The sequence below is a fragment of the Halomonas sp. ISL-56 genome (assembly GCF_018612805.1).
Classification (GTDB): domain Bacteria; phylum Pseudomonadota; class Gammaproteobacteria; order Pseudomonadales; family Halomonadaceae; genus Vreelandella.
This window is the reverse complement of record NZ_JAGGRO010000016.1, coordinates 1-26,177: the sequence shown is the minus strand read 5'-3', so window position 1 is coordinate 26,177 and position 26,177 is coordinate 1. Positions and strand designations below refer to the sequence as shown.

Genomic DNA, 26,177 nt, shown 5'->3' with positions numbered 1-26,177 from the left:
GAGTACTCCCTATGCTGGAACTTCATCAGGTACATAAAACCTACGCGACGCCGCAAGGCCCGCTAAGGGTACTCGAAGATGTCTCCCTACGTTTAGCCGCAGGGCAAAGTCTGGCGCTAATGGGGGAATCTGGGAGTGGCAAATCCACCCTACTGCATCTTGCCGCCGGATTGGATCTTCCCGACCAAGGCAGGATCACCTTTAAAGACCAGAACGTCGCGTCATTAGCTGAGCCCGCCCGCGCCAAGCTGCGCCGTGAGCAACTGGGCTTAGTCTTCCAGCAGTTTCATTTAGTCCCCAGCCTAACGGTGATCGACAATCTGCGCCTGCAGGCGCGCTTAGCCAAACGCGACGATGCCGACTGGGCAGACTACTTAATTGAGCGGCTAGGTCTGACGGGCATGGAAAAACGTTACCCAGAGCAGCTCTCTGGGGGACAGCAGCAACGCTTAGCCATTGGCCGAGCTCTGGCACCGCGCCCATCCCTGCTGCTTGCCGATGAGCCCACGGGCAATTTGGATGAAACCACCGCAGGCGAGGTACTTGAGCTGCTATTGAGCCTGGTTCGCGAAACTCAGTGTGCTCTGCTAATCGTCACCCATAGCCTCCAAGTAGCGGCTCCGCTTGATCGCTGCCTACGCCTAAGCCACGGTCGTCTACTAGACGCGGCACCATGACCCAGGTTCTATCCACGCTACTTAGCCACTATCGCCGTCACCCCGGTCAGTTGATCATGCTGTTGCTCGGCCTATGGGTGGCTAGTGCCCTATGGAGTGGTATTCAAGCGATCAACGCCACCGCGCGCGACAGCTACGCCCGCGCCGATACGCTGTTTGACACCCAGCTGGATCAACTAGAGCGGCGCGATGGCACGCCCCTCACGCGTGCCGAGTATTACGCCCTGCGCCAAGCAGGCTTGCCCGTTTCGCCCATGTTAGAGGGTGCCGTCGTTACCCAAGATGGCACCCGGCTAACGCTGATCGGCATTGACCCACTGACCCTATCCAGCGATAACGCCCTAGCCCAAACAAACACCTCCGCGTCGTTGAGCGATTTTCTAACCCCCCCATGGCAAACACGGGTAGCGCCTGACGCCTTGGCAGCCCTGGGGATAGAGCGCGCAAACGCATCGGGCGCTACCCCGACCTTGGCAGATGGTAAGACACTCCCACCGCTCGTTTTGTCGCCAGCGCTACCGCCAGACACGCTGATCATGGATATTGCCGCGGCAGCGCAGTTGCTTGAAAGCGGCGAAAAGATTACGCGTATTGTGACCGCAGCGGGCACCCTCTCTGAAGCGCCCCCCGGATTAACACTCACCCGCGCCACAACGCTTGCCTCGCCCGGTCAACTGACGGAAAGCTTCCACCTCAACCTTACCGCGCTGGGGCTACTAGCCTGGGTCGTAGGGCTATTCATTGTTCAAGCGGCGCTAGGCTTAGCGTTGGAGCAGCGCCTGGGCATGCTACGCACCCTTCGCGTGCTGGGTGTATCAGGGCGCCGTTTAGTGCTAGCGCTCAGCTTAGAGTTAATCCTGCTCGGGTTAATCGGAGCGCTTGCCGGAATAGCCAGCGGCGTATGGCTAGCACGTGTGTTACTGCCCGATGTGGCGGCAACCCTGGGCTCACTTTATGGCGCAGGCGTGGGGCAAGAGCTCAATCTGCCCTGGCATTACTGGGTCGGCGGGCTTGCGGTTAGCCTTGGTGGGCTGCTGCTGGCGGGCAGCGGCGTGCTATGGCGTGCCGCCCGTTTAAACATGCTGGAGTTAGGCCAGATGCAGGCCTGGCGAGGCGGTTATCGTCGGCAATTAACGCTAATGAGCATCAGCGGCGCACTCGCTTTGAGTATTGCGCTAGCACTGTATGCCTGGCTCCGCCTTCAGTCCCCTGGCGATGGATTAGTGGCAGGCTTTGGGCTGATTGCCGCGCTGTTGCTGGCAAGTGCCCTGTGGTTGCCGCCCTTTTTAGCGTTGATACTGAGAGTGCTGGCACACTTTGCCCGGCGGCGGCCGCTTATCCACTGGGCAGTCGCGGATATGCAGCTTCAGCTACCCAAGCTTTCGCTGGCCATGATGGCCTTGCTCATCGCCCTGGCAACCAATCTTGGCGTGGGTAGCATGGTCGGCGGCTTTCGTCTCACGTTTTTAGACTGGCTTGATCAGCGCCTGGTCGCCCCACTCTACTTAAATGCTCCCAGCGAACAATACGCCGATATTGATGCCTGGCTTGCTAATCGCGCCGAGGTATCCGAACGGCTGCTTACTCGGCGTAGCAACGCTACCCTGCAGGCTGCCACTACGCCAGAAGGCAGTCGCTCGATAGGCCTGCCTATCGAGCTTTACGGCATTACCCCAGGCGAGTCCCTAACGCCTCACTGGCCGCTACTGGCAACTCAACAAGACCGCTCATCCGCCTGGACAGCCTTTGACGATGGCGCAGTTTTTGTTAACGAGCAACTCGCCACCGCTGAGAACCTTTCCCCCGGCGATCGCCTAACCCTAAGCGCGCCGGGCGCCAATGAAACGCTGACCATCACCGCTGTTTATCCCGACTACGGCAACCCTAGCGGCCAGGTGTTAATGTCGTCGCCTCAGCTTGCCGCACGTTTTAATGCGCCGCCAAGCTCCATGGGAGTAGTGCTGAATGAAAACGCCGATGTTGATACCCTTCGGGCTGCCCTGCGCGAACGCTTTAACCTCGGCAACGATGCTCTGAGCGATCAAGCCGAGATCAAGCGTATCGCCACCGAGATTTTCGAGCGCACCTTTACCATTACTCGCGCGCTGAATGTATTGACCCTAGCGGTCGCGGCACTAGCGCTGTTCGCCAGCCTGCTGGCCCAGGCGCGCAGCCGACGCCAACAGTTATCACCCCTCTGGGCGCTGGGCGTGCCCCGAGTACAGCTGGCACAATTGAACCTGGCACAACTGGGCGGTGCGGCATTAGTGACCGGCCTGCTGGCCATTCCACTGGGTATTGCGATTACCTGGGGCTTAGTGGCGATTATTAATGTGGCCGCCTTCGGCTGGCGACTACCGCTGTATCTGTTTCCTTGGAAGATGGCCATTACGCTAGCAACCGCCGTCATTGTGGCACTACTGGCAGCGGCCCTGCCCACGCTGCGTTTCTGGCGCGCCTCACCGCGGGCCTTACTAGCAGAAGAGGCCAACCAATGAGCATACGACGACTGCCAAACTTGCCTATTCTGCTGATCGCTACCCTTGCGTTGATGCTTCAAGGCTGCGGCGAAGAAGATCCCGCGCCTGGAAGTAGTGCAGGCTTTGCCGGATTGGGCCAGGATGCCGCGGGTTTCCAACACGCCGAGTCAAACTCATCACTTACCTTCCCTACGGATCATTCAGCGCACCCGGATTACCGCATCGAATGGTGGTATTTAACCGCCAACTTGGAAGATGAATCCGGCGAGCCCCTCGGCCTGCAGTGGACCCTGTTTCGTCAAGCCCTAATGCCGCCCAGCGAACGCCCCGAACCTGCGCCCTGGGCCGCTGATCAGCTGTGGATGGCCCATATGGCTATCTCTCAAGGTGAGCACCACCAAGTGGCCGAACGCTTTGGGCGCAGCCACTCACAGGCTGTGTCTTCTCAACCCCACGATGCCCAGGCCGGCGTCATTGCCAGTCCGTTCCACGCCTGGCTAGACGACTGGCAGCTTAAAGCGAATGAAGAAGCGAACAGCATCGATTTTGATAATCTCACGCTAACCGCTTATATCGGTGAAGATGAATCGCGTTTTGGCTATACGCTGGAACTGACTGCCGAAGGCCCTCTAGTGCTGCACGGCGAAGAGGGCTTTAGCCAGAAAGCTGCCAATGGCCAGGGCTCCATGTACTACAGCCAGCCCTTCTGGCAAATAAGCGGCAAAGTTACCATTAACGGCGAGACAAAAACCGTTAGCGGGCGCGGCTGGCTGGATCGCGAATGGAGCAGTCAACTGCTTGATGCTCGCCAATCAGGCTGGGACTGGTTCTCGATTCACCTTGATGACGGCTACAAGCTGATGGCGTTTCAACTGCGGGGAGGTAGTAATGGTGATAGCAACCAAGCAGATCAGGAACAAAGTGCAGACTACCGCTCCGGTACATGGATTACTCCACAAGGCGACGCCACGCCCTTAGCAACCGATGACATTACACTGACACCGCTGGCAACGTCGACTGTCGCAGGGCGCGATGTGCCTACCCAATGGCGGCTGGAAATACCGTCAGTGGCGATCGATATCATTGTTGACGCGCCCCACGCCAATCGCTGGATGACCACCAGCGTGCCCTACTGGGAGGGCGAAGTGGTGGTCAACGACCGCGCCAGCAGCAAACCGCTTGGCGAGGGCTATTTGGAAATGACAGGGTATTAAGTAGCTAACATCGAAAACAGCTTATTTTGTATAGTGACTGACGCTTTTCGACAACTTTTTACTGCCCATCGCGACACACTAGTAAGCGAATAAACTGCTGACTAGAGAGCGCGCTATGAATCGCAATGTCATCCTCACCTGTGCCGTTACGGGCGCAGGTGATACCACCGCTAAAAACCCCAACGTTCCCGTCACGCCTAAAGCCATTGCGGCTTCCTGCATCGAAGCGGCGCGTGCTGGAGCCAGCATCGCGCATATCCACGTTCGCGATCCGGAAACCGGCGGCATCAGCCACTCGACCGACCAGTTCCGAGAAGTGATGGAGCGCGTTCGCGAGGCCGATGCGGATATCGTGATGAATATCACCGCTGGCGGCGGCGGCGACTGGATACCCGATGCTACCGACCCAACACGCGGCGGCCCAGGCACCGATATTCAAACGCCCGCCGAACGTCATGCCCCGGTAGGCGAGCTACTCCCCGAGCTGTGCACGCTGGACTGCGGCAGTCTCAATTTTGGCGACATGGTGTACGTAAACCCTGCGGAATGGCTGCGTGAACACGCCCGTTTGGTACAAGCCGCTGGCGTTAAGCCGGAATTGGAGTGCTTTGATTTGGGCCACGTCTGGTTTGCCCGGCAGCTTCAGCAAGAGGGCTTGATCGATGGCGACCCACTCTATCAACTCTGCCTGGGCATCCCTTGGGGCGCCGAAGCAGACACCGAAACCATGCTAGCTATGCGCAACAAACTACCTGTCAACGCTAATTGGGCCGCCTTCGGCATTGGTCGTCATCAAATGCCCATGGTCGCTCAGGCGGTGCTGCTCGGTGGACACGCTCGGGTGGGATTGGAAGATAACCTGTTTTTAGAGAAAGGCGTGCTGGCTAACAACGGCCAACTGGTCGAAAAAGCGTCAACCATTATTGAAAACCTCGGCGCCCGCGTAATGACGCCTGCAGAAACCCGCGCTCATCTCAAACTACGCGACCCGGTGACCGGACGTATCATGGGTAACTCAGCAGGAGGTGACGCATGAGCCGCTTAGCCGTTATTGGTACCGGCGTAATTGGCAACGGTTGGATTGCCCGCGCCCTCGCCCAAGGCTGGGACGTCGTCGCCTTCGACCCAGACCCCAGCGCGCCTGCGCGCACCCAATCGTTTATCGACAACGCTTGGCCCTCGTTAACCCAGCTAGGCTTAGCCCCCGATGCTAGCCCAGACCAACTGACGTTTGCGGCTACCATTGAAGAGGCGGTGAACGGTGCTGACCTGATTCAGGAAAACGTCCCCGAGCGCCTGGAACTTAAGCAAGAGATCTTAGCTGCCATTGACGCGGCGGCCGCACCAGACGTCATCATTGGCTCGTCTACCTCCGGCTTTAAGCCCACCGATTTGCAGCAGCAGTGCCAGCAGGCGCCTGGGCGCGTGATTGTCGCTCATCCCTTCAACCCGGTGTATTTACTGCCCTTGGTAGAGCTTGTTGGCGGTGAGGCCACCCAGCCAGCGCAGATTACCAGCGCCCAAGGGCTGTATCAGGCGCTCGCCATGCGCCCACTGGTGGTTCGCCGTGAAATTGAGGGCCACATCGCCGACCGCTTAATGGAAGCGCTGTGGCGTGAAGCCCTGCATCTGGTTAACGATGGCGTGGCGACTACCGAAGAGATCGATGCCGCCGTGGTTTACGGCTGTGGACTCCGCTGGCCGTTGATGGGCACCTTCCTCACCTTCCACCTAGCGGGCGGCGAGCCAGGCATGCGCCATATGCTGGAGCAGTTCGGCCCAGCGCTAAAACTGCCCTGGACCAAGCTGGAAGCCCCCGAACTCACCGACGAACTGATTGATAAAGTCGTCGAGGGCTGTGAGCATCAAGCCGCGGGGCGATCAGTTGCCACGCTTGACCGGCGCCGGGATGACTTTTTAGTCGAGCTGCTTGAGGTGGTGCACAAATATTGGCCGGAAGCCGAAGGCTTAAAGGGGCGTATTTAATGATCATCTATGAAGCCCACGTCGCTCCCGAGTGGGTCGACTACAACGGGCATATGAACGACGCGGAGTACGCCCGCGTCTTTTCCCAGGCCTGCGAAGCGCTGATTGACCAGATAGGCTTAGATGAAGCGGGCCGTGAGCACTACGGCTACACGATCTATACCCTGGAAACGCACCTCTGCTACCGCCGCGAGGCGCACCAAGGACAAGCGCTCAACGTGAACCTAACGCTGCTGGATAGCGATACAAAACGTCTGCACGTGTTTTTTGCCATGTTCGATGACGAAGGCAATCTGCTAGCCACCAGCGAACAGATGCTGATGGGTATGAAACAAGCGTCAGGACGACCAAGCCCGTTTCCAGAAATGGTCGCGAATCGCGTGGCAGCACTACCTCAGGCAAATAGCGATGCCTGGCCGGAACTTGCTGGACGCACCATCGGCATTCGACGCTAAGGGTCACAACAAAGATGAACGTAGACGCCTTTATCCAGCGCTTTAGCGCCGGGCTGGCCGTGATGGAGGATCTGCCATTGCCACAGGCGCGGCGCGCCTACGACAAGCTTTGCCGCACGTTCGCCCCACCTAACCCGGCGGGAATGCGGATCGAAAATAGCGTTGTGGATGGTGTTAGCGTGCGCCGTTTTACTCCCCAGCAGCAAACACCCGGCTGCGTGCTGTTTATCCATGGCGGCGGTTTTACCATCGGCTCAACAGAGAGCCACCATGGCCCCGCCGCCAGCCTGGCGCAAGCATTAGAGCGTGAAGTAGTAAGCGTTAACTATCGGCTGGCACCGGAGGTGGATTACCCCACCATGTTGGCAGACTGCCAAGCGGTACTAGAAGCGGTTCAACCTGTGGCGCTGGTGGGTGACAGCGCTGGCGGTCGACTAGCTATCGACCTTGCCCATCAGCGCAATGAAGCCCCGCCACTAGGCTTGATCTACCCGCCGGTCGGCGAGCTTTCCCTTGATTGCTTGGGAGAAGATGCACCGCTGCTTTCACGCGACGACGTGCTCAGCATTCGCCAACAGTGTCCTGACATCATTGCTACTCAGCGGGATCGCCGCCCGCCTGCCACAAGCATTGAAATGCTGACCGTTGAGAGAGACCCACTGACACTACCCATCGAAGCCGCAATAGCCAATTGGCGCGAGGAAGGCGCCTCGGTAGGCTATCGCTGCGCCCCGAACATGGTGCATGCCGCCCTTCACGCCCGCTCGCTGCTACCCGATATGAGTGCGGCTTGGCAGGACTTTTGCCAAAAACTACAACAGCGCCTTAATTAATAAGGCGCTGTTTGGCGTTATCGCTGCTTAGTCTTTATTAGCCGCGCGATTAAAAGCCGTACTAGTAACTTTTAAGAGCCGAGCTTAACTATTAAGAACCGAATTGGGCCCGCACCTGCTCAATGGCGGGTTCGCCATCACGGGTTTCAACACCGTCCAGCCACTCGGCAACGGTATCTAAGTTATTGCCAATCCACTCATTAGCCACTTCATCCGCCGGGCGCTCTTCGTAGCTGTACTCATGCACCCAATCGTTTTGATCTTCGATATCGATCACGTACTGCGACAGGAAGCGGTGAACGTCAGGTGCTTCGTCCACCAGGCTGGCAGGCGTAATCGTCCATACCGTGCTTTCAATGGAGGCCACGCCCGCGTCATCGCTATCGGCTAAATAGGCCAGGTCGAAGCTCACGTTCATCCAGTGAGGCTCCCAGCCGACAAAGGTCACCCACTCTTCATCAGCCATTTTTTGCTCAGCCTGGGCCAGCATGGCCGATGTAGAGCTTTCGCGGAGCTGCCAATCGCCCAGCCCCGCAAGGTCGTTATCGATGGCATTGAGAATCGCATCGTTAATACCGGTGCCCGCTTCAATGCCCTGGATTTCACCATCGAAGCGGTCGTGATGTTCTGCCAGCTCAGCGACCGTGGTGACGCCTGCATCGTGAACATACTGGGGAACCACTAGCCCGGAATTGGCGCCGCGGATATTGGAAACCACTTTTTCTACTTTTCCGTCAGCCACCAAGGGTTCGACCATATCGGTCTGAACGGGATACCAGCCGCCTAAATAGACTTCCAGGTCGTTACGCGATAAACCTTCGAGGATCACGCTCACGGCTAAATCTTGCTGGCGGGTCTCGTACCCCATGGCCTCAAGTAGCTGGGCCGCCACTTCAGACTTTACCGTCACCCCAGGCCACGGCGGCACCCCAAAGCGCAGTTCATCAAGCTCTGCCATGGCGGGTGTGGCAGCAAACGCAGCGAGTAAAAAGCCCGCGGTCAACGACAACGTCTTGGTGGTGGCAGAGTTAGTGGTGACAGAGCTGGTGATGGCAGAGCTGGTAGTGGTAGAAATAGCAGTGACCGACATTTAGTTAAACCTCTTTATTAGTTGGGTTTAGCTAGTATGCGCGGCTGCCCTCCCACTACTAGACACCAGGCGACACTTATCAGGCATTAAGCGACACTTGTTGCGCTTTAAAGGTCTTTTTCCGCGATGGCAGAACGCACATGCCGGGGCGAGTAACCGTAATGCGCGCGAAATGTCCGCGCAAAGCTAGACGACGAACTAAATCCACAGGCCACGCCCACCGCCAGCACCGCCAAGTCGGTCTCAGCCAGTAGCCGCCGGGCACGCTTAACGCGCAGCTGCAAGTACCATTGACGCGGAGTCACGTTTAGCTCTTGCTCAAACAAACGCTGCAACTGGCGCACCGACACCTCTACACGGCGGGCTATCTCGTCAAGGGCGAGCGGCTCTTCAAGGTTCTGCTCCATGAGTGCAACCGCCTCCACAACGCGCCGGTTATGCGTGCCCAAGCGCTTTACTAACGCCATGCGCTGCTGATCGCTGCGAGTGCGGATCCGGTCATGGATAAGTTGCTCGGAAACATCGATGGCCAACTTTGCGCCATGCCGCCGGGCAATCACTTCCAACGCCATATCCATCGCCGCCGCCCCTCCCGCGCAGGAGAAACGCCGCTCGCCCAACTCGTACAGCTCATCGGTGGTATCAATGCCCGGAAAACGCTCTCGAAAGGCAGGCAGGCTCTCCCAGTGCAGCGCCACCCGCTCGTGCTTTAACAAACCGGTGGCCGCGAGCAGAAACGCCCCGGTATCAATGCCGCCCAAGCAGCAGCCCGCCTGATCCAACTGATGAAGCCAGGCCATTAACGGCCGGGTAAGATGCGCCTCGGGAGTAAAACCGCTGCATACCGCCAGCGAAGGCAGATGGTGCACCTCAGCCGTTGCTTGATCGGCCATCAGAGTCATGCCGTTAGACGCCGTCACCGGCCCGCCGTCAGCACTTATCAACGTCCAGTCGAATAGCGGGCGATGGGCAATGCGGTTGGCAATCCGCAGCGGCTCCACCGCCGCAAAGAACGCCATCATCGAGAACTGCGGCAGTAATAAAAATCCCACCATTTCAGGCAGCGGGCCCTGGTAACTAAGACGCATAGCAATGCCCAATGTCATTTAAAGTATGTCGGCGTCAGGTCAACCCAAGCAGTGCCTCAGCCAGCTTAACGTCATCATAACGGTGGGTGTCAGCGTTCTCCGGCGCAAGATCTAGATCAATAATTTGAATACCCATTTCATCGCTTATCGTCTCAATCTGATCAGCCGAAACACTCAGCAACTGCGAATCAAACAGTAAAAAATCGATTGAAGACCGCTTAGCGGATAGAGGCTCGAGTGTGCCAGACAAATGCGCGTTGAGCACTTGAACCTGATCCACCAACGTCATGCCAAGGGTTTCAAGATCAGTGCCCAGGCTGGGTACATAGACCTTGGGTGACGGGTTTTTAGCCAATGCCTTATCAACCCCCTTGGGCAGCAAATTGGCAATGACACTGCTATAAAAACTGCCCGGCGGGAATACCAACAGCTCTGCCGAGTCAATGAGCTTACGGGTCTCTTTGCAGACCTTGGAGGCATCCAAGGTATCGATATCATCCGCCTCGCCTGATAATTTTATCGCTTTGATAGGCGAATCAATTTCAGCTGTCTCTTTGCCGGTAAAGCAGTGCTGGCCAATAATCGTTCGACCGCTTTCTAACAATACCTCCAGTTGAAGGTTGGCATCGGTCGTTGTCCGAACGGTGCCGCGGGTCTTGATCAGTTGGCCAAAGAGAAAGGCGATCGGATCCAGAGAGCGATCATGAATCAGATAGCCACCGGTTAAGATGAGGTTCCCGACACTGGCACCAGCAAGGTTAAAATCCTTGGGCATGTGCTTGTAGAACGCGGCGATATAGCTCTGGATCAGCGACCGCATGGGCTCAGCAATCGCCTTGAGTAGCGGGTGTTTAGCACTGACAAGCGCCTGCAGGCTTTGCTCAAGTACTTCCTTTGCCGCCGCGTCTTCCAACCCCTGAACCGCTAGCCGATGTGAAAAAAGCGCAGCCACCTCAGGGTGCCCGGTGACTGAATCATCAGCCAGGGAAAGCAGGCGTGCTCTTAGGTCACCCACGGCAGGCATCGCAAAAGCCCGACGCAACTCTGCCGAGCTGCCCCCAGAATCAAAGGGGGTAACCAGATGAATGGAGTTGTGCGTGTAGTCCGTCAATACTTCTGAAAAGCCTTTCAGTGCCGTACCGCCACTGAAGAAGAGTATTTTCGGCCCTAGCTCGGGGGCTTTTTGGTATCTGGCTAGGCGTAGATCCCAGCCCCTATCAAGCGCACGGGGCAGACACAGCCGGCTACAGGTAAAACGTCTTTTTTCATACAACTCTTTGAACTTTGACATCCTCTCCGCCTTAAAGAACGAAAATTTCCACTTCTGGACGGCGATGCCCCGCCGCGAGACTGAGGATATTCTGGGCGGCATTCACGTCCCGGTCATGGAGCGCACCACACTCCACGCACTTCCAGTCTCTTACTCGCAGTCCGTTTACGCCTTGTGGCCCGCTGAGCGAGCCACAGGACGAACAGGTGCGGCTGGTGTACGCCTCACGAACCTCTTCGAAGACGATACCTGCGTGTTCGCACTTGTATTCCAGCATCGTCTTCAGTTGGCCCCAGCCGGCGTCCAGCACTGACTTGGCCATACGGGTCTTCGCGAGTTTCAGTGGGCTTACGTCACCCACATAAATTTCGTCATGCTGATCAACCAGCCGACGAGTGAACTTGTGCAGTGCATCCTTGCGCCGATTCTTGATTTTGGCGTGGATGGCCTTCACCCGATGCTTGTTGCGGGCGCGCTGAGCGGTGGCCAGCTTGGCTTCCAAGTCGCGGTAGAACCGGCCGTTCTCCAGCTTCTCACCGTCGCTACAAGTGGCCACTTCCTTTAGCCCCAAGTCGATGCCGACGGCACCCTGTCCAGCGGAAGGCTGAACCTCTACTTCGACCACTACATTGAAGTACCAGCGGCCTCGGGCATCCTCGTTGAAGCTGCCGGAGCGGAACCTGTACTGGCTCAATCCATAGCTGTCCCAGACCTTGAAGTAGGTGCCATTGTGGAAGACTTGCCCGTTCTTCCATTTGGCCGCCCCGGTCTTGAAAGGAACCCAGCCGAGAGAACGCCGGATACCTCGGGACTTCCGCCAGGCAAGCCGTGACTTACTGAACTGTTGGCGGCGTGTTGCATACTCTCGAGAGACCTCTTGGAGCGTCTGCGAATGCAGGTCGAGATCCTTGCTGGCCCCCTTGGTATAGCGATCCATATCGTAGGCAGACAGAAAGACGCCACGCTCACGGATCGACCGGGAACTCAGCTCGTTGAGGTAGTTCCAAACGAAATTCACGCTACGCGCCATACGATTGAGCTGGGCGACATGCTTGTCCTTCACTCGAACCTTGAGGGTCTTGGTTTGCTTCATGATCCCGATTGTATTTGGCCTATGAACAAAAATCATCCATACAGAACCGGAAGTCATTGCGTATTCATGCTTCATGCTCACTTGGTCTTTGTGACCAAGTATAGATGCAGAGTCTTCCGCGCCGAGCACCTTGAATCGTTGGAAGGGATTTTCCGCAACGTCTGCGCCGATTTCGAAAACGCCCTATGGAGCCTGAGCTATTTTACCGGAAGCGTCGGCGGCGCACCGATCTCCATCGTTCGCCAATACATTGAACAGCAAGCAAGACCGCACTAGGGCCGCTGCGCGGCCCTCGCTATCCATCCCCGCACTCAAAGTACGGGGCATTCCACGAAACATTGGTAAGAAACGTGTAACGTAAATGACAACACGGTTATTTATAATGATGACACTAAAACAGTGTGGCCAAGCAAGTGGGGCCAAGTAAGTTAAGCGCACTCTATCCCGGTGAGGCAGCGTATCAATACGTCGATTTTGGAGCATTTCTATTTTCTACGATTCGAAGTTGAAAATCACTTCGAGCTAGTTGAAGTTTATGTGACTCAGCCAAGTGAATCTCTTGCTCAACGCCTGATCAATCGCAAAGGCTATAGAAGCACGCTGTTGGAGAAAGTTGAGCTTGCCGTTGCCATGGACGTGCAGAGACGCAAAGTCGATGGGCAGGGTTTTCAACAATCCAAATCCCTTGAACGCTTAGCCCGATTGCTTGACCAGCTCGGCCAAGGCTGCCTTGAATTCACCGCCATCAAGGCCCTAAAACAGCTGCCCGATAAATCGCGAAAAGAGTACACAAAGTTGATTCGGTCGATAGGTAAATCATTGAAGCTGGTGATGATTAATATCGATGATGCAAACACTCGCCAAGGCCTGAAAGTAGGCCGCCGAATACCCAAAATAACCGCCCGCTTAACCGCTGCTTTTGAGCCTGGCACTTCAGGCATACGTAACAGCGCCGTGGTGGATTTTCAGCTTCGCCGCATGATTCATCTGCTTTCGGAGCTTGCCGACGCTCTACTCGCCGCCAACTTTGGCCCCGCCGTACGATTGCAAAACTACAAGCAGTTGCAAAACGCCGCTCACGCGATGACCGCCCAGAGTGACGACTTTACCGTTGAGCGGCTGGCGCTTACGCGCAGCGGCAGCACCATCGCCACACTGAAAGCCGAGCACACCGCCTCTGGCAAAATGATGGCAGTCTATAAAGAGGGTGAAAGTCAGAAAGTAATCGAAGAACTTTACGGGGTTGATCAATGGAAGCGGGTCTACCCCAAGGTGGCTCCCACGGTGCTCTCGCATCATGTCGAGCAGGGGGATGAGCTGGGTTCGATGGTGATCGAACACCTCCCCGGCCGTACGCTTGAATCACTGCTGTTAAACGGCCAGTGGAGATCAGCCAAGCAACTTACCCGTACACTCCAGCGAACGTTGAGAAAAATCTGGAAGACGTCACGTACCAACGAACCTGCTCAGCCCGAGTATATGCAGCAGTTGCGTAAACGCATGCCGGAAACCCGCCACACGCACCCAACGCTGTTTAATGAACATCAGACAATTTGTGGACTGCCCCGCCCCAGTTTTGATGAATTGATTGATCGCGTTGAGCCCCTTGAGCGCCAGCTCAGGGCACCATTTTCCGTGCTGATCCACGGCGATTTTAACGTCGACAATCTCATCTACGACGAGCTTAAAAATCGCATTTACTTTATCGACCTGCACCGCGCCTCCTATTCTGACTATGTTCAGGATCTATCCGTACTAATGGCGTCGATTTATCGCCTGCCCATCATGGATGATGGCCCTAGAGCCGAGTTAATGGCATTGATCAGGCAGCTCTATCTGTTTGCTCGCCGGTTCGCCAAGGAGAATAACGATGCAAGCTTTGATGCCCGGTTAGCCATCGCATTAGGGCGCTCTTTTGCGACATCCACGCGCTTTATTTATGACAAACCTTTTGCCAACCGACTCGCCCTTAGAGCGAGCTACCTGCTAGAAGCTATAACGCTTCTAAACCCTGAAAAAATTGAGAAGTACAGGCTTCCCCTAGAGGACATTTTTAGTGATTAATAAGCGGATTGCGGTCATCGGGATACCTGGCAAATGGTCAACCGAGGTCTTGGCGAATCATTTGGAACAGCGCACCGGTTACCGCTGCGTTATCGATATGGCTGACGTAGTGCTGGAACTTGAAACCGGCGAGTTGCGTTATCGTGACACCCTGCTCAACACGCTTGACGGCGTGATCATCAAAAAAATAAGCGAAACCTACTCCCCTGCCGCCGACGACCGACTGCGCATGCTCAAAACCCTTGAAGCGGACGGGGTGCGCTGTTTCAGCTCGCCAAGCCAGGTGGGGCGCCTAATTAATCGTCTTGAGGGCACCGCCGCTCTGGCATCAGGCGGCGTCCCACTGCCCGCGACGCGAGTAACCGAGAGCACTGGTGCGGCACTGGAGGCGATCCAGGCATTCGGAAAGGCGATCTTAAAACCGCTCTACTCGACCAAAGCCCGCGGCATGGTAGTGTTAAAAGCGTCAGATGGTGTTAAAGCCAATACCCAAATACTGAATAAATTTAAGGCTAAGCATGGCCTTTTTTACCTTCAGAAGTTCGTCAACCTGGGCGGTCAGGATCTAGGCATGGTGTTTCTAGGTGGCGAGTACCTGTGCACCTATGCCCGTGTCGGCGATGACAAGTCGTGGAATACAACGATACACAGCGGGGGCAAATATCAAGCCTTTGATGCGAGCCCAGAGCTGATTGAGCTTGGCCGAAAAGCCCAGTCATGCTTTGATCTAAGCTTTACCACTGTGGACATTGCATTGGCCGATGAAGGCCCGGTGGTCTTTGAAGTCTCCGCCTTCGGCGGATTTAGCGGCGCGCAAAAAGGCTGTGGTATCGATGCCGCTGAGAAGCTGTGTGATTATGTGCTTAGCCAATTTGAGGCAGAGACCGCAGAGACAGAAACAGCAGAGGCCGGTGAATGATCAAGCTTTTTGAAGATGAACAAATCATCCAGGCCAAGGCCGCCTGCACCTACGCGCTACCGCTGACGTTCAATGGCTTAACACTGCGCGTACTGACTGACCACCCGGCCATTCTTGACCATCTTGAGGTTTACTATGCTGGTTTAACGGCGTCTGGTTTGCTCCCGAAAGAAGTCCATACCATTGACCAGCCAGAGCTACCGGTATGGCTGTTGGATCAGCAAGCGGATATTAGCGGCCGCGAGTGGACAGCGGTAAAGCGGGCCAAAACCAGCGCTCTGGGGCTGAAAGAAGCCTACGTGGATACGCCTAAAGGGCGCTGGATTCATAAAGTACGCACGGGGATGTTGCTGTACCAGTCATTAACGGAGCCGGTCGCGATTGGTGAGTTAAACCAGCACCCTTCACAAGTCATCAACTTTATTAACAACCAGTTTCTCAATCACCATCAGCGCGATGATTACCTGCTCGGCCACGCCTCGGCCTTTGATATTGATGGCAATGTCACTGCCATTGCTGCCAGTTCCGGTGGCGGTAAATCCACCCTGATGCTGAAGGCGCTGGAAGCTGCAAAAGCGCGCTTTCTCTCCAATGACCGGATTCTGTTTAAGCCCGAAAACGGCCAGGTAAGCGTTCTCGGTGTCGCCAAACATCCCCGCGTTAACCCGGGCACGCTGATTAATTCTGAGCGATTAATCAACATACTGCCCGCTGATGAGCGCCCCCGATTTATCGGCATGCCCAAAAGCCAGCTATGGGATATTGAGCAGAAGTACGATGTGCTGATTCCCAACACCTACGGCGAGGATAAAACCGCCCTATCGGGCAGGCTCAAACAGCTGATACTGCTGGACTGGGCATTAGACTCGTCGGCACCCACCGATTTAAGCGGCGTGGATATCGCTAAAACGCCTCAGGCGCTAGAAGGTTTACGCAAAAGCCCAGGGCCGTTTTTTCAGCACGCAGATGGCAGCTTTCCCGCCGAACAAGCCCAATCTGCCGAGGTTTATGCCGAACATCTAGAGGGCGTTAAAGTACTGTGCCTTACTGGCGCCATCGACTTTGAGCGTGCGATTGCGCTACTCCAAGCCAAAGGCATTCTCTAATGGTGGCACTGGCGCTGATTCGGCACGGTGAGTATTCACAACTGGCGGATACCCCCAGCGCCCTGCAGCCCTATCCTCTAACGGAAAAAGGCACAAAAGACGTTCGAGAGCAGGCGCGGCGCTTTGGCGAATGGCTTGCCACGTCAGGCTATCAGCTCAATGCGGAGATACACTGCTCGACGCTGTTAAGAGCGTGGCAGACGGCCGACATCTACCGCGAAGAGCTCGCCACGTTTTTTATACAACCACCCTGCCTGCGTAGCTTCTCGGCCCTTTGTGAGCGCAGCGTTGGGGCGCTGGCCAATCTTAGCGTTCAGGAAATAGAGCGCATCGTTGCCCTCGATCCTCGCCTTGAGCCCTTGCCTAAAGGCTGGAAATCAGCCAGCGATTTCAAACTGCCCTTCGATGGCGCGGAATCCTTGTTAGAAGCAGGCGAACGGGTCGCTGCCCATTTACAAGCCCTTTTAGAGCCGCAGCCGCGACTTGAGACGGCTAAGCAACTTAATCAGCTTCATCAAATACAGCTGGTGGTGGGCCACGGCGCCTCCATTCGCCACGCAAGCTATCATTTAAATGTCATACCCTTCAGCGATATTAAACGGTTAAGTATGTTTCATGGTCATCCGGTCGTTTTCGAGCGGCATAACCAAGGCTGGCGCCGACTGTACGGAAACTGGAAACAGCGCCAGCCAGCAGGCCCTCTCGATTAAACGATAGCGATGAATAAGATGGCTTCTATGACCGCGTGCAATATTATTCCAAAGGTAAGCAAACAACCGTATCACAACGCCATCTTGACGCGCCTTCCGACAGAGTGGGCGCCCTGGCCCGATGACGCGACTTCGGTCAATCACGATGAGGCGTTAAGCACCTTTGTTAAGCGCTCACAGAAAAAGGGCTTCGCCTGGCCCAAAAAGCCAGTGGTGTTCATCTCCGACCCCCATGCGGATGCTGAGGCATTTGAAGCCTCGCTGATTGCCGCTGGGGTCATTGAGCGTGACGGCTCCCATTTATGTGAGTATTCACTGACTAAATTTGGCAAAAAAGCCGAAATCGTGGTGGGCGGAGACTGCCTGGACAAAGGGCCCAGCAATCTGATGATGCTGCGCAGCCTGGCCCACTTATACCGTCTTAAAGCAGATGTCACTCTGCTGGCCGGTAACCATGATCTCCGCCTGCTGATGGGGCTGCTGTCCTTGGAACACAACACTGACGCCGGTAGCCAACACCTCTTTGTACGTATGGGCAAGAAGGTGATACCGCTGTTCAAAGAGGTATTCGATCAATACCTGGCCGATACTCAGTGGGACAAAGGATTACCGTCCGAAGAGGCGTGTCGACAGGCGCTGTTCCCAGGCAACGACTGGTTCGAGAACTTTCCCTTCTATGCCGCAGGGTTTCTCACCCCCGAGGGTATAGAGCGTGAAATTAGCAAGATGACGTCCAAGGCGCAGAACTTTGAGGCGCACTGTGCGAAAAACGGCCTGTCGCTGTCCCAAGTCTACGCCGCTGCGATGAAATGCCGTTCGCTATTTCTTAAAAAGTCGGGGGAGTTCAGCTGGTTTTTCCGCCGTATGCGGCTGGTCAAAAAGCGCGGTTCTTTTTTGTTTCTGCATGCCGGGCTCGATGACCACATGGCCGAACTGCTGGCCAAGTACGGCGTGAAATATGCCAACCGGGCTTTCAAAAAAAACCTAATGCACCAAAACCTGTTCAGTTTCTATTATGGCTCTCTGGCCAATACCTTTAGAACCAAATACCGTAAAGCCGATCTTCCCCTTACGCCGCGCGGTGCTTACGTTGCCCGGCAGGCAGGCATTCAGGTACTGGTTCATGGGCATATCAATCAACACTTTGGCCAGCGATTAACGCTCAAAAACGGGCTTATCCATATCGAAGCCGATATCACCCTGGACGCTCACTCACGTAAAAATGAGGGGCTCGATGGCTACGGTGTGGGGGTGACGTTAATCGACAAAAACCGCGGCGTGATCGGCCTTAGCTGTGATTACCCCAAGGCAAAAGTGTTCAAACCCGGCCGCAAAGGAAAACTGGTGGGAGCCCGCTAAATGAAGTCAAAAACCAAATTCAGTCACGACTCTCTGCTGGATCGTCAGTCAACCCAAGAGTTATTGACTACCCTGGCAAATGCCATCAATAAAGGCGAGCTAGCATTCCAGGAAAGCGACGGTGAGCTGGTGCTTTCGCCCCAGAAGCTGCTGCAAGTCTCCCTGCGCGCCAGCGATGAAGGCGATAAACAAGAGGTAGAAGTAAAAATTAAATGGCGCACCAAAGAGAAAGCGCTTTCCGACACGCCTCCCAAAATTAAAACAAAACGGGTAAACGTTAAGCGCTGACGCCCCGAGCCCTACCCACATGAAAGTGGGTGTATGATGCCCATGTTCGCGCCAGAGCCCTTTAGGCTCACGAAATAAAGGCTATGGGAGAAAGACTATGGGAGCGTGGAAATGGACATTACCCATTTAGAGCACGTCATTATCGCTTTGGTAATTCAGCTCTCATTATTACCGTTTGTTTCTGCTCGCGTGGCGGGCGCTATACCGGTGGCGATACTGCTTGGCCGCGAGATCGCTCAGCACGAATACAGGCTAGGCATCCAACGTGGCTGGGAGTGGGGTGAAACGCTACCGGTCGGTATGTTTGAAGGCGTCTGGCGTGGGTGGACGTTAGACTCAGCGCTTGATGTGCTGCTGCCAGCACTGGCGTGCGGGCTGCTAGCGTTTCTAATTGGGTTTAAAAAACGTCATGCCGCCAAAAACAGTTAATCACAATGACCGCCAAGGATGCGATAAAAAGCGCCAGCTAGTCATTATCGAGGCGCTCAGTGCGGTATAGCTTCCACTCATTTTCAACCCGGCCATCCGGCAAGCGGCAGTAGCGACCCGTGCCCAGGCTGCTTTCGCGAATTACATTCTCCCCGCCGAGGCTTCTACAATATTCAGCGGCATATTGCGTCATCTGATTGGCTGAATCCGGGCCTCCCCTGCCGCTGGCACAGCCGGCAAGCACCAGTACAGCTGGAATTGCTAAGTAGCGATATAGGTTACCAATACATACCGACATTGTGATCTTCCTTCGTCCCTAGGGCCTGTTGACCTAGCCATTCATCGACTACCCTTCATATTCGTAGAACAATGACGAAGTTACCAATCCCAATGACCCAGTGTCGGCTCAGTGTCAGCACCGAAATAGAGAAAATGCCTAATGAAACACCTCCTACTTCCGCTCTGCCTGTTCAGCACGCCCCTACTGGCGAGTGCTGTCGTTTATGGTGAAGAAGCCCGGCAGTCAAATAATGCCTGTTTGGAAAGCGCGGTCAGCACCGTGGACATTGTGGCATGCATTACGGAAGAGTTTGAACGCGAAGATAAGCGGCTCAACGACAACTACCAGCAACTTCGCAGCCAGTTGAGTGATAGTCGTAAAGAGCAACTGCTAACCGCCCAGCGAGCTTGGATTGCGTATAAGGAGGCTAACTGTGATTTTTATGCCAACCCAGAAGGTGGCACCTTGGCGCGGATCAGTGCCAACTCTTGCGTACTAACCGAAACGACCAATCGCGCAGATGAGCTCGAAGCACTCATGCAACCCTAAGAATAAGAGCCTGCATCTGCCGAGAGACATGCGGGAGGCTCGGTTTGCTGTTATCGAGAATGGCAGCTAACCTTGTACAGGCCATATACATAAAGATGGTTGTGTTCATATAGAAAACCCATTTCATAAGGAAAGTGAAATTATGTCTAGCCCAGAGCATAAGCAGAAGATCTGGAAGATGATCAAAGATATTAAAGTCGGCATGCTGGTAACCCTAGATCACGACGTGCCCCGGGCTCGTCCGATGCATCTAGTACAGGAAGAGTACGACGGCACCCTGTGGTTTTTCACCCGCCGCAGTGCCGAAAAAGTGTTTGAAACCCAAAGCGACCACGATGTGTGCCTTAGCTTCTCCGACCAGGAAGATGGTGTCTACGTCTCGCTATCGGGTAAAGCCAACCTGACCGATAACCGCGAATTGATCGAGAAATACTGGAACCCCTTCATCGCCGCCTGGTTCCCGGAAGGCAAGGACGACCCAGACGTTGCCCTGCTGGAAATTAAAGTAGAGATGGGCGAACACTGGAAAGCCAAAGAGAGCAAGACGTTCCAGCTTTACGAAATCGCCAAAGCCAACCTCAAAAAGGATGCCACCCCGAACCTTGGTGAGAATGAAAAGTTCGGTGGGTAACTTCCTTCTCAAGCGCCCCGCTGCCGGGGCGCTTTCCAGTCTAATGCTCGTCACGCTCCTGGCGTCAGGCAGCGCATGGGCCAATAGCCAGTCCCAGGATGATGATGCTAGCCGTCAGGGTGAATGCGAACTCAACGATCAGCAGCAGGCAATGCTGTCTAAAATCAACGAGGCGCGTAGCCAGGCGCGACAATGCGGTGACCAGCAGTTTGAGGCCGCAGAGCCGTTAACATGGAGCTGCAAGCTTGAAGCAGCGGCCAAGAGCCACTCCCAGGACATGGCCGAGAACGACTACTTTAGCCATACCGACCCGGATGGCGCAGGTATCGAGCAACGGGTGGGCAATCAGGATTACGTGTGGCAAGCCGTAGGAGAGAATATCGCCGCTGGCCTCACTTCTGTTTCCGCCGTGGTGGAAGGCTGGCTAGACAGCCCCGGCCACTGCCAAAACATCATGAATGACGCCTTTACCGAGATGGGCATGGCGAAAGCCGAGGATTCAGAGTCGCGCTATTCGTCCTACTGGACACAAACACTCGGCCATCCTCGCTAGGCGCCCACAAGTCAATTATTGCCCGCCTCCTAACTCACCGTAGTGGACAGCCGTAATCGCATTTTTAGGCGAGCCGTCCACCAGCTTGGTGCTGTAGGTCAGGTACACAAAGGTCTGTGTTTCGGCGTCATGCATGCGCACGACGCGCATATTCTTGAACAGCGCCGAGCGGCGTTGACTAAAAATCACCTCTTGCTCCTCTACTTCTGCGGGGTCGAAGACAATCTCCCCTGTCTGCCGACACGCCACACTCGCCTCACTGGCCTCCTCAGCCAGCCCCACCGCACCGGAAATCCCGCCAATCTGTGAGTAAGAAAGATAACAGGAGATGCCCTCAACCTTCGGGTCATCGAAGCGCTCCACTTCAATGGTGTTGTTAGGGCCCAGCAGCTTGAACTCCGTTCGCACGCTGCCAATATGGGCATCCTGGGCGAATAGCGTGGGTGGCATCAGCGTAAACATAGCGATGAGCGACATAAGTGCAACGCGTTTAGATAACAACATGGGTAACTTCCTTGGCAATAGTCAGCCGCGTGAGGGGCTAAAATTATCGGATAGAACAAGATGAAAGCTGAGGTTAGGTTCTCAAACCGGGGGGTCGAGGATGCTCACTTAAGCAGCGAGGTGATCTTGTCTTCTATGAGCCTGGCTAACCTCCCCAAGCTTGGGGGACTATGTCCTGCCTCTTCGTCCTGGTATTCGATAAAATCGAAATGTCGGCCCTTCCTGCTGGACTCGACATGCTTAAGGAAGGGCTGATAATGCTCGGTATAGTGATGGGTATCAAAGCTGTTCTGCAAGAATGTCACTTTGCTACTCTCTTTCAACTGATCCCACCCTAGCGCCATAAGGTTTGAGTCAATCTGCTCAGTTGTTCTGACGGATAAAAACGCGTCAACATGTTTACGGCTGTAGAATTTTAAAACATCGGTCTGGGGGTTGATGACGATGGCGTCATTCAAGAGACCCAACAGCACGCCGCTGAGCGCTGCAAACCCACCCCCAGAAGACCCAACGCCGATTTTTGTACAACCAGGGTGCTTACGGTCAACCAGCTCTAACAATGGGTTAAGGAGGTGAGGCAAATCACTAGACTGACTCTTCCCTAAATACCAGCCTAAAGTAAGAGAATCGTCCCCAGTAGTCAGAGGGTCGGCGATGACCACGACGGGGTGTTTAAATTTGTCCGCCCAGGACCACCTCTGAAAGACAGCACTATCCCGTCTTAGTTTATCGCGGGTTACAGCACCATTAAACAGCACAAGAAGCTTCGACCAATCTTTGGAATTGTGGAAGTAATAGTTACCATAAACGCCTTCGTCGCCGTCTAGTAACTGCTCTAGCGAGTCATAGGGCCTAAATGGATCACGCACCGTTTCCCTTATCTCATATCTCCAGGCTATGGTTTCGTTACACTTAAAGCCTATGCGGAGCTTTTCGGTAAACATGAAATCGAATTTGAACCCTAAAAGCGCATCCTGGGAAACTGGCAGTCCTCGTTTCTGCAAATGCTGGGCGACGTCCTTGCGGCTGAGATGGAGGGCGGTGGTAAAAATATTGGCCCCTGTGTCGACAACGATGTCTATATCTTTGCCTTCCCAGTAGGCCCAGCCGGCTATGCGTATTCTGCCGTTTGTCGCGGCACTAGCCGAATCAGGCGAGTCTAAAACGCTCAGAATGGGGTAGCTAATGGGTAGCCGGTCGACTTGGATTACCACGTCCACTCCTATTATCAAAAGAAAAGATGGCAACGCCTCATCTGGCGGGCATTAGCGAATTAAGTTGATCACTATAGCTGCGACCAAGGCCCAGAGTTGAAAATTAAGCCTGCTAGGCTTCCCAGCCCATAGTACTCGGTGAGATCCTCACTAGGCGCGCAACTGCCATTCATTCGAGTATACCGTCATATATAGGGGGAAAACCCTTTCAAATCAAGGCAAAGCATATTATCAAGCCAAGTAATGCGGTTTCGGTATTCATGGAGGAAGGCCATACTCAGAAATGTAAATGCTTAACCAGAAATGGCTTAATAAGTAGTGCTAAATCTAGCGCTGAAATAGGGGGGAACGAAAACAAAAACAAGCGAAACCAGATAAACCACTAACTTATTGTTATTTATGGCCCTGGCAGGAGCGATAGATAGAAAATAACTTACTGAATTTTAAACAATTTATCCATAAGCCATCCAGTTAAGTATACCAGCCTGTATACCAATAATTAATATCCACCCTTACAGGGCCATAGAGACGATATCGGTGTGTTGTAACAATTAGGCTACACAACACCTTGAAAAGTAAAACAGCAAGGCATGCAGTAGCGCTCACTACTGCCTCGGAAGTGATCTCCATCCCCAATAGTGGTCCAAAAATCCTTCTTCAATGGGTATTTTCGGCTATGGGATATGTAAGTCGCTTGCCGTCAGGCACGTTCGTTTCACCAAAATTTTTACACCTAAAGCAATAACCTCATTCCGAGAAACCTTTCTCTTGGCATCGCTCCTGGCAGTAATCACCGCTTAAATTTAGCCCAGGAAATCAATAGTCTACTCTTCACTAATGTATTTTTCTTACTTTATATTATCAATCACACTTTAAACTCTAGCGCTGCTCAAACAAATTGAGAATTCAATCACGTTTTCAAAATTTCAACTTAACATCCTCAGTATCCATATACCCCCACGACTTCATAACGACTCGGCTTATCTTATTTTTTAGCCGAAAGTTTCGCAATTAACGCAACAACTACAACACCCAATAATGATGCACCAACTCCCAACGAGACGTTAATAAAAATATCATTCCCTAAAAAATCAGACAAGTTACGAAAATTTCCAGTTAAATCTGTGAGTGAAGCTGTAGAAGCCAGGAAGGCAAATGTTAATGAGATTATTGCAGAGATCACTGCAAACATTTCTGGTGTTTTTGTTGATTCACGCGTCCTCCTTGAGACACTTAATATTTTATTATGCACCCTTTCTACTTCTTCCGTATCCCCATTTTCAGCTTTTAGATACGCTATAAATTTTTCAAAGGTAGAATCATCACTTTGTATAGTATAAAAAATCTTTCCAATTGAATGTACCTTTGACAACTCCGATATAAGCTGTTCCTTTCGACCACTATCTAGGAGAGGAGATGATACCGTTTCAGCTATTAAATCTTCTATTATTGAATTACCAGTAATAGATTCTTTTCTTAACCTGTTTTCTCTTACAAGTGAATCAATAACAGCGTTTAGCTCAAACAACCCCACAGTCCTCCCTTCGCCAATTTGATGAGATAGCCTCTTGACAATTTCTCTCCTAACTTGGGCATACTTTTGAACCTGACTCTTTAAATAGAGATAAACAGCTAAAGGGACACCAAGTATTGATGCAAAAGAGCCGATTACTTGCAAGATGTCATTCATTTCGCGTCATCCCATGTCTTTCTATCAATAAAAAAGCATGACATTAAAAATCCACTATTACGCTTCATATATGCAACCCAGCCGCAATTAATAACAACACCCATTACCATAAAAAAACCAATCAAAATTAATTCATGAGAATTCATTAAAATTAAATTTCGTTGAGTCATAACTTCCTCTCAAAGCAATGGATGATGTGCCCACAGCTTTTCAAGATCAACATCATCACTGCTTGGGCGATGCTCTTTAAGGAGGGGATCAACCTTTAGTATCATCGGTAATTCAAAAGCCGTTCCAGTCACAACACAACAACCTTTCGCTAACGTCGGTATGAGAGATTTTGAAGACAAATCCAAGGTGCTAATTGTATTATCAATTAAATTAAGGTCTCTTTCATTGACCAGCCGATGAATAAAAAAATTGTGTATTTGAGAGATAATAGTAGGTGATATGTCAGCTGGGCGCTGGCTGGCGAGCGTTAAAAATACACCATATTTTCTTCCTTCTTTAATTATTTCCTCAAACAACTCAAGCCGATAATCTTTCCAGATCTCATGTTCTCGAGTAGATTGTTCAGAAAGAATATTGTGCGCCTCATCAATAATTATATGGAGTGTACGCGTGGGTGGACTTCCTAAGCTCTCAGAATCTTTATGATTAGCATAATAATTTTTAGCAATTAGCAGTGGTAGTATTTTTTTAATATCACTTTTACATTTCTTGAACGAAATTACATCTAAAAGTACTGGAGGAGGTGAAACCTCTACAACTTTAAGAACATTACGTAGTCCAGAAATCGATGATTTTGCTCTTGAAAGCACTGGCTGGATATGCTCATACTGGGCATATCCTAAAACAACATCTGAACATAACTGCAAATAGAACCTTAATATTAGCTCACTAAATTCATCTAACACATCTACATCGATACAATTAATAATTGGCTTCATGTAGGCATCAAACCCGTCTCCATTTGAATTATAATATCTCCAAGATGAATCTCTAAAGTATTTATGCTGGTAATTATAAACCATGCCTTTTAAAAGATTTTGTAATGGCTCACATTTAATGATTTTTGCAATTTCTCGACTTAACTCTAAAGCATCAGGCTTCGGCTCACCAGAGCTAAACGCTTTCTCAAAAGTTTTAATCACATAATTTCTTAATGATCCAGGTACATTTTTATAACGTTCTCTCCCATTAAGCACTCTTCTAATAAAAGGCTGTTGCGTGTTATTAGTTGCTTGAAATAGCAAACTAAGCGTCTCGGCATCCCAGAAGTGAGAAGATTCAATCATAAATCTATCTCCTTCACTTCTTTGATTAAGCTTGGTTACTCTTTTTTCCGTCCCTTTTATAATCTGATCATCTGTGTATTCTCCATTAAAATCCATAATCACAAACTGGCTTTTATTCTTCAAAAAAACGTGCTTCTCTTTAAATAAAGTAGTATATAACTTTGCTAACGTGTTTGATTTACCACTCCCGGTGTTTCCAAATATCCCAAGATGACTATTAAACAACCTTGACCACGGCAAATTAATTGGCACATTTTCTTTAAGCATAGATCCAATAGAAAAACTTGAGCTTATATCCGCCCCATAAATACTTCCGACCATTGGCTCACTTAACAAAGAGGCTTTATCTCTAATCATAGGCATATATTTCACACCTCGCGCGCTCAATAACTAAGTG

27 protein-coding genes are annotated in these 26,177 nt (G+C 52.9%); 18 read left to right on the top strand and 9 right to left on the bottom strand.

Going from position 1 to position 26,177, the window contains the following annotated elements:
• Nucleotides 1–11: 11 nt before the first annotated feature.
• From J7J49_RS13760 to J7J49_RS13730, 7 genes are all read left to right on the top strand, one after another.
• Complete coding sequence (locus tag J7J49_RS13760; RefSeq protein WP_215093367.1) at nt 12–677, top strand: ABC transporter ATP-binding protein; 666 nt, start codon at nt 12–14, stop codon at nt 675–677.
• On the top strand, nt 674–3,175 hold the full coding sequence (locus J7J49_RS13755; RefSeq protein WP_215093365.1) for an ABC transporter permease: 2,502 nt from the start codon (nt 674–676) through the stop codon (nt 3,173–3,175). The genes J7J49_RS13760 and J7J49_RS13755 overlap by 4 nt, the downstream gene beginning before the upstream one ends.
• Nucleotides 3,172–4,371 (top strand): lipocalin-like domain-containing protein, encoded by a 1,200-nt coding sequence (locus J7J49_RS13750; RefSeq protein ID WP_215093363.1) that lies wholly within the window; start codon nt 3,172–3,174, stop codon nt 4,369–4,371. The genes J7J49_RS13755 and J7J49_RS13750 overlap by 4 nt, the downstream gene beginning before the upstream one ends.
• Nucleotides 4,372–4,486: 115 nt before the next feature.
• Nucleotides 4,487–5,407 carry a beta-keto acid cleavage family enzyme gene (locus tag J7J49_RS13745; protein ID WP_215093361.1) on the top strand — a complete coding sequence of 307 codons (921 nt, stop codon included), beginning with the start codon at nt 4,487–4,489 and terminating at the stop codon, nt 5,405–5,407.
• The gene (locus J7J49_RS13740) at nt 5,404–6,357 is read left to right on the top strand and encodes an L-carnitine dehydrogenase (RefSeq protein ID WP_215093359.1); all 954 of its coding nucleotides are present in this window, start codon (nt 5,404–5,406) and stop codon (nt 6,355–6,357) included. The genes J7J49_RS13745 and J7J49_RS13740 overlap by 4 nt, the downstream gene beginning before the upstream one ends.
• On the top strand, nt 6,357–6,812 hold the full coding sequence (locus J7J49_RS13735) for a thioesterase family protein (RefSeq protein ID WP_215093357.1): 456 nt from the start codon (nt 6,357–6,359) through the stop codon (nt 6,810–6,812). The genes J7J49_RS13740 and J7J49_RS13735 overlap by 1 nt, the downstream gene beginning before the upstream one ends.
• Before the next feature lie 14 nt (nt 6,813–6,826).
• The gene (locus J7J49_RS13730; RefSeq protein WP_215093355.1) at nt 6,827–7,645 is read left to right on the top strand and encodes an alpha/beta hydrolase; all 819 of its coding nucleotides are present in this window, start codon (nt 6,827–6,829) and stop codon (nt 7,643–7,645) included.
• 91 nt (nt 7,646–7,736) lie between these two features.
• Here J7J49_RS13730 and J7J49_RS13725 read toward each other — a convergent pair whose 3' ends face one another.
• The 4 genes from J7J49_RS13725 to J7J49_RS22545 all read right to left on the bottom strand — a co-directional run bounded on the left by J7J49_RS13725 (nt 7,737) and on the right by J7J49_RS22545 (nt 12,261).
• Entirely contained in the window at nt 7,737–8,735 is a 999-nt protein-coding gene (locus J7J49_RS13725; protein ID WP_251048312.1) for an ABC transporter substrate-binding protein, read from the bottom strand.
• 107 nt (nt 8,736–8,842) lie between these two features.
• Nucleotides 8,843–9,823: a GlxA family transcriptional regulator gene (locus tag J7J49_RS13720; RefSeq protein ID WP_215093353.1), complete on the bottom strand. Its 981-nt coding sequence runs from the start codon at nt 9,821–9,823 to the stop codon at nt 8,843–8,845.
• A 34-nt stretch (nt 9,824–9,857) separates the two neighbouring features.
• On the bottom strand, nt 9,858–11,114 hold the full coding sequence (locus J7J49_RS13715) for a GAK system CofD-like protein (RefSeq protein WP_215093351.1): 1,257 nt from the start codon (nt 11,112–11,114) through the stop codon (nt 9,858–9,860).
• A 10-nt stretch (nt 11,115–11,124) separates the two neighbouring features.
• Entirely contained in the window at nt 11,125–12,261 is a 1,137-nt protein-coding gene (locus tag J7J49_RS22545; RefSeq protein WP_251048311.1) for an RNA-guided endonuclease InsQ/TnpB family protein, read from the bottom strand.
• Here J7J49_RS22545 and J7J49_RS13705 point away from each other — a divergent pair.
• From J7J49_RS13705 to J7J49_RS13670, 8 genes are all read left to right on the top strand, one after another.
• The gene (locus J7J49_RS13705; protein ID WP_215093349.1) at nt 12,208–12,462 is read left to right on the top strand and encodes a transposase; all 255 of its coding nucleotides are present in this window, start codon (nt 12,208–12,210) and stop codon (nt 12,460–12,462) included. The genes J7J49_RS22545 and J7J49_RS13705 overlap by 54 nt on opposite strands.
• 261 nt (nt 12,463–12,723) lie before the next feature.
• A complete protein-coding gene (locus tag J7J49_RS22810) occupies nt 12,724–14,250 on the top strand; it encodes an aminoglycoside phosphotransferase family protein (protein WP_215093347.1) in 1,527 nt (508 codons plus the stop codon).
• The gene (locus J7J49_RS13695; RefSeq protein ID WP_215093345.1) at nt 14,243–15,169 is read left to right on the top strand and encodes a GAK system ATP-grasp enzyme; all 927 of its coding nucleotides are present in this window, start codon (nt 14,243–14,245) and stop codon (nt 15,167–15,169) included. The genes J7J49_RS22810 and J7J49_RS13695 overlap by 8 nt, the downstream gene beginning before the upstream one ends.
• Nucleotides 15,166–16,275 (top strand): HprK-related kinase B, encoded by a 1,110-nt coding sequence (locus J7J49_RS13690; RefSeq protein WP_215093343.1) that lies wholly within the window; start codon nt 15,166–15,168, stop codon nt 16,273–16,275. Before J7J49_RS13695 ends, J7J49_RS13690 begins: the two co-directional genes overlap by 4 nt.
• Nucleotides 16,275–16,985, top strand: coding sequence for a histidine phosphatase family protein (locus J7J49_RS13685; RefSeq protein ID WP_215093341.1), 711 nt, complete (start codon nt 16,275–16,277; stop codon nt 16,983–16,985). Before J7J49_RS13690 ends, J7J49_RS13685 begins: the two co-directional genes overlap by 1 nt.
• A gap of 27 nt (nt 16,986–17,012) precedes the next feature.
• Nucleotides 17,013–18,344, top strand: coding sequence for a metallophosphoesterase (locus tag J7J49_RS13680; RefSeq protein WP_251048310.1), 1,332 nt, complete (start codon nt 17,013–17,015; stop codon nt 18,342–18,344).
• Nucleotides 18,345–18,632, top strand: coding sequence for an amphi-Trp domain-containing protein (locus J7J49_RS13675; RefSeq protein WP_215093337.1), 288 nt, complete (start codon nt 18,345–18,347; stop codon nt 18,630–18,632).
• 111 nt (nt 18,633–18,743) lie between these two features.
• Nucleotides 18,744–19,061, top strand: coding sequence for a hypothetical protein (locus J7J49_RS13670; protein ID WP_215093334.1), 318 nt, complete (start codon nt 18,744–18,746; stop codon nt 19,059–19,061).
• A gap of 37 nt (nt 19,062–19,098) precedes the next feature.
• On the opposite strand, the gene J7J49_RS13665 is transcribed toward J7J49_RS13670, so the two are convergent.
• On the bottom strand, nt 19,099–19,359 hold the full coding sequence (locus tag J7J49_RS13665; RefSeq protein ID WP_064236433.1) for a putative hemolysin: 261 nt from the start codon (nt 19,357–19,359) through the stop codon (nt 19,099–19,101).
• Between the two features lie 141 nt (nt 19,360–19,500).
• On the opposite strand from J7J49_RS13665, the gene J7J49_RS13660 reads away from it, so the two are divergent.
• From J7J49_RS13660 to J7J49_RS13650, 3 genes are all read left to right on the top strand, one after another.
• Nucleotides 19,501–19,890 (top strand): lysozyme inhibitor LprI family protein, encoded by a 390-nt coding sequence (locus J7J49_RS13660; RefSeq protein WP_215093332.1) that lies wholly within the window; start codon nt 19,501–19,503, stop codon nt 19,888–19,890.
• A 142-nt stretch (nt 19,891–20,032) separates the two neighbouring features.
• The gene (locus J7J49_RS13655) at nt 20,033–20,521 is read left to right on the top strand and encodes a pyridoxamine 5'-phosphate oxidase family protein (protein WP_215093330.1); all 489 of its coding nucleotides are present in this window, start codon (nt 20,033–20,035) and stop codon (nt 20,519–20,521) included.
• Entirely contained in the window at nt 20,502–21,074 is a 573-nt protein-coding gene (locus tag J7J49_RS13650) for a CAP domain-containing protein (RefSeq protein ID WP_215093328.1), read from the top strand. Before J7J49_RS13655 ends, J7J49_RS13650 begins: the two co-directional genes overlap by 20 nt.
• Before the next feature lie 15 nt (nt 21,075–21,089).
• Here J7J49_RS13650 and J7J49_RS13645 read toward each other — a convergent pair whose 3' ends face one another.
• The 4 genes from J7J49_RS13645 to J7J49_RS13630 all read right to left on the bottom strand — a co-directional run bounded on the left by J7J49_RS13645 (nt 21,090) and on the right by J7J49_RS13630 (nt 26,143).
• Nucleotides 21,090–21,578: a CreA family protein gene (locus J7J49_RS13645; protein WP_215093326.1), complete on the bottom strand. Its 489-nt coding sequence runs from the start codon at nt 21,576–21,578 to the stop codon at nt 21,090–21,092.
• Nucleotides 21,579–21,682: 104 nt separating this feature from the next.
• Entirely contained in the window at nt 21,683–22,792 is a 1,110-nt protein-coding gene (locus tag J7J49_RS13640) for a hypothetical protein (protein ID WP_215093324.1), read from the bottom strand.
• 985 nt (nt 22,793–23,777) lie between these two features.
• The gene (locus J7J49_RS13635) at nt 23,778–24,482 is read right to left on the bottom strand and encodes a hypothetical protein (RefSeq protein ID WP_215093322.1); all 705 of its coding nucleotides are present in this window, start codon (nt 24,480–24,482) and stop codon (nt 23,778–23,780) included.
• Between the two features lie 179 nt (nt 24,483–24,661).
• Nucleotides 24,662–26,143 (bottom strand): ATP-binding protein, encoded by a 1,482-nt coding sequence (locus J7J49_RS13630; protein ID WP_215093320.1) that lies wholly within the window; start codon nt 26,141–26,143, stop codon nt 24,662–24,664.
• Nucleotides 26,144–26,177 lie beyond the last annotated feature (34 nt).

What these genes read in the sequence shown, in the direction of transcription:
- J7J49_RS13740 (WP_215093359.1), top strand. Translation starts at nt 5,404, where the DNA reads ATGAGCCGCTTAGCCGTTATTGGTACCGGCGTAATTGGCAACGGTTGG.
- J7J49_RS13675 (WP_215093337.1), top strand. Translation starts at nt 18,345, where the DNA reads ATGAAGTCAAAAACCAAATTCAGTCACGACTCTCTGCTGGATCGTCAG.
- J7J49_RS13685 (WP_215093341.1), top strand. Translation starts at nt 16,275, where the DNA reads ATGGTGGCACTGGCGCTGATTCGGCACGGTGAGTATTCACAACTGGCG.
- J7J49_RS13735 (WP_215093357.1), top strand. Translation starts at nt 6,357, where the DNA reads ATGATCATCTATGAAGCCCACGTCGCTCCCGAGTGGGTCGACTACAAC.
- J7J49_RS13690 (WP_215093343.1), top strand. Translation starts at nt 15,166, where the DNA reads ATGATCAAGCTTTTTGAAGATGAACAAATCATCCAGGCCAAGGCCGCC.
- J7J49_RS13720 (WP_215093353.1), bottom strand. Translation starts at nt 9,823, where the DNA reads ATGCGTCTTAGTTACCAGGGCCCGCTGCCTGAAATGGTGGGATTTTTA.
- J7J49_RS13660 (WP_215093332.1), top strand. Translation starts at nt 19,501, where the DNA reads ATGAAACACCTCCTACTTCCGCTCTGCCTGTTCAGCACGCCCCTACTG.
- J7J49_RS13725 (WP_251048312.1), bottom strand. Translation starts at nt 8,735, where the DNA reads ATGTCGGTCACTGCTATTTCTACCACTACCAGCTCTGCCATCACCAGC.
- J7J49_RS13715 (WP_215093351.1), bottom strand. Translation starts at nt 11,114, where the DNA reads ATGTCAAAGTTCAAAGAGTTGTATGAAAAAAGACGTTTTACCTGTAGC.
- J7J49_RS13655 (WP_215093330.1), top strand. Translation starts at nt 20,033, where the DNA reads ATGTCTAGCCCAGAGCATAAGCAGAAGATCTGGAAGATGATCAAAGAT.
- J7J49_RS22545 (WP_251048311.1), bottom strand. Translation starts at nt 12,261, where the DNA reads ATGAAGCATGAATACGCAATGACTTCCGGTTCTGTATGGATGATTTTT.
- J7J49_RS13750 (WP_215093363.1), top strand. Translation starts at nt 3,172, where the DNA reads ATGAGCATACGACGACTGCCAAACTTGCCTATTCTGCTGATCGCTACC.
- J7J49_RS13745 (WP_215093361.1), top strand. Translation starts at nt 4,487, where the DNA reads ATGAATCGCAATGTCATCCTCACCTGTGCCGTTACGGGCGCAGGTGAT.
- J7J49_RS13705 (WP_215093349.1), top strand. Translation starts at nt 12,208, where the DNA reads ATGAACAAAAATCATCCATACAGAACCGGAAGTCATTGCGTATTCATG.
- J7J49_RS13645 (WP_215093326.1), bottom strand. Translation starts at nt 21,578, where the DNA reads ATGTTGTTATCTAAACGCGTTGCACTTATGTCGCTCATCGCTATGTTT.
- J7J49_RS13650 (WP_215093328.1), top strand. Translation starts at nt 20,502, where the DNA reads ATGAAAAGTTCGGTGGGTAACTTCCTTCTCAAGCGCCCCGCTGCCGGG.
- J7J49_RS13630 (WP_215093320.1), bottom strand. Translation starts at nt 26,143, where the DNA reads ATGCCTATGATTAGAGATAAAGCCTCTTTGTTAAGTGAGCCAATGGTC.
- J7J49_RS13680 (WP_251048310.1), top strand. Translation starts at nt 17,013, where the DNA reads ATGACCGCGTGCAATATTATTCCAAAGGTAAGCAAACAACCGTATCAC.
- J7J49_RS13755 (WP_215093365.1), top strand. Translation starts at nt 674, where the DNA reads ATGACCCAGGTTCTATCCACGCTACTTAGCCACTATCGCCGTCACCCC.
- J7J49_RS13665 (WP_064236433.1), bottom strand. Translation starts at nt 19,359, where the DNA reads ATGTCGGTATGTATTGGTAACCTATATCGCTACTTAGCAATTCCAGCT.
- J7J49_RS13760 (WP_215093367.1), top strand. Translation starts at nt 12, where the DNA reads ATGCTGGAACTTCATCAGGTACATAAAACCTACGCGACGCCGCAAGGC.
- J7J49_RS13670 (WP_215093334.1), top strand. Translation starts at nt 18,744, where the DNA reads ATGGACATTACCCATTTAGAGCACGTCATTATCGCTTTGGTAATTCAG.
- J7J49_RS13730 (WP_215093355.1), top strand. Translation starts at nt 6,827, where the DNA reads ATGAACGTAGACGCCTTTATCCAGCGCTTTAGCGCCGGGCTGGCCGTG.
- J7J49_RS13635 (WP_215093322.1), bottom strand. Translation starts at nt 24,482, where the DNA reads ATGAATGACATCTTGCAAGTAATCGGCTCTTTTGCATCAATACTTGGT.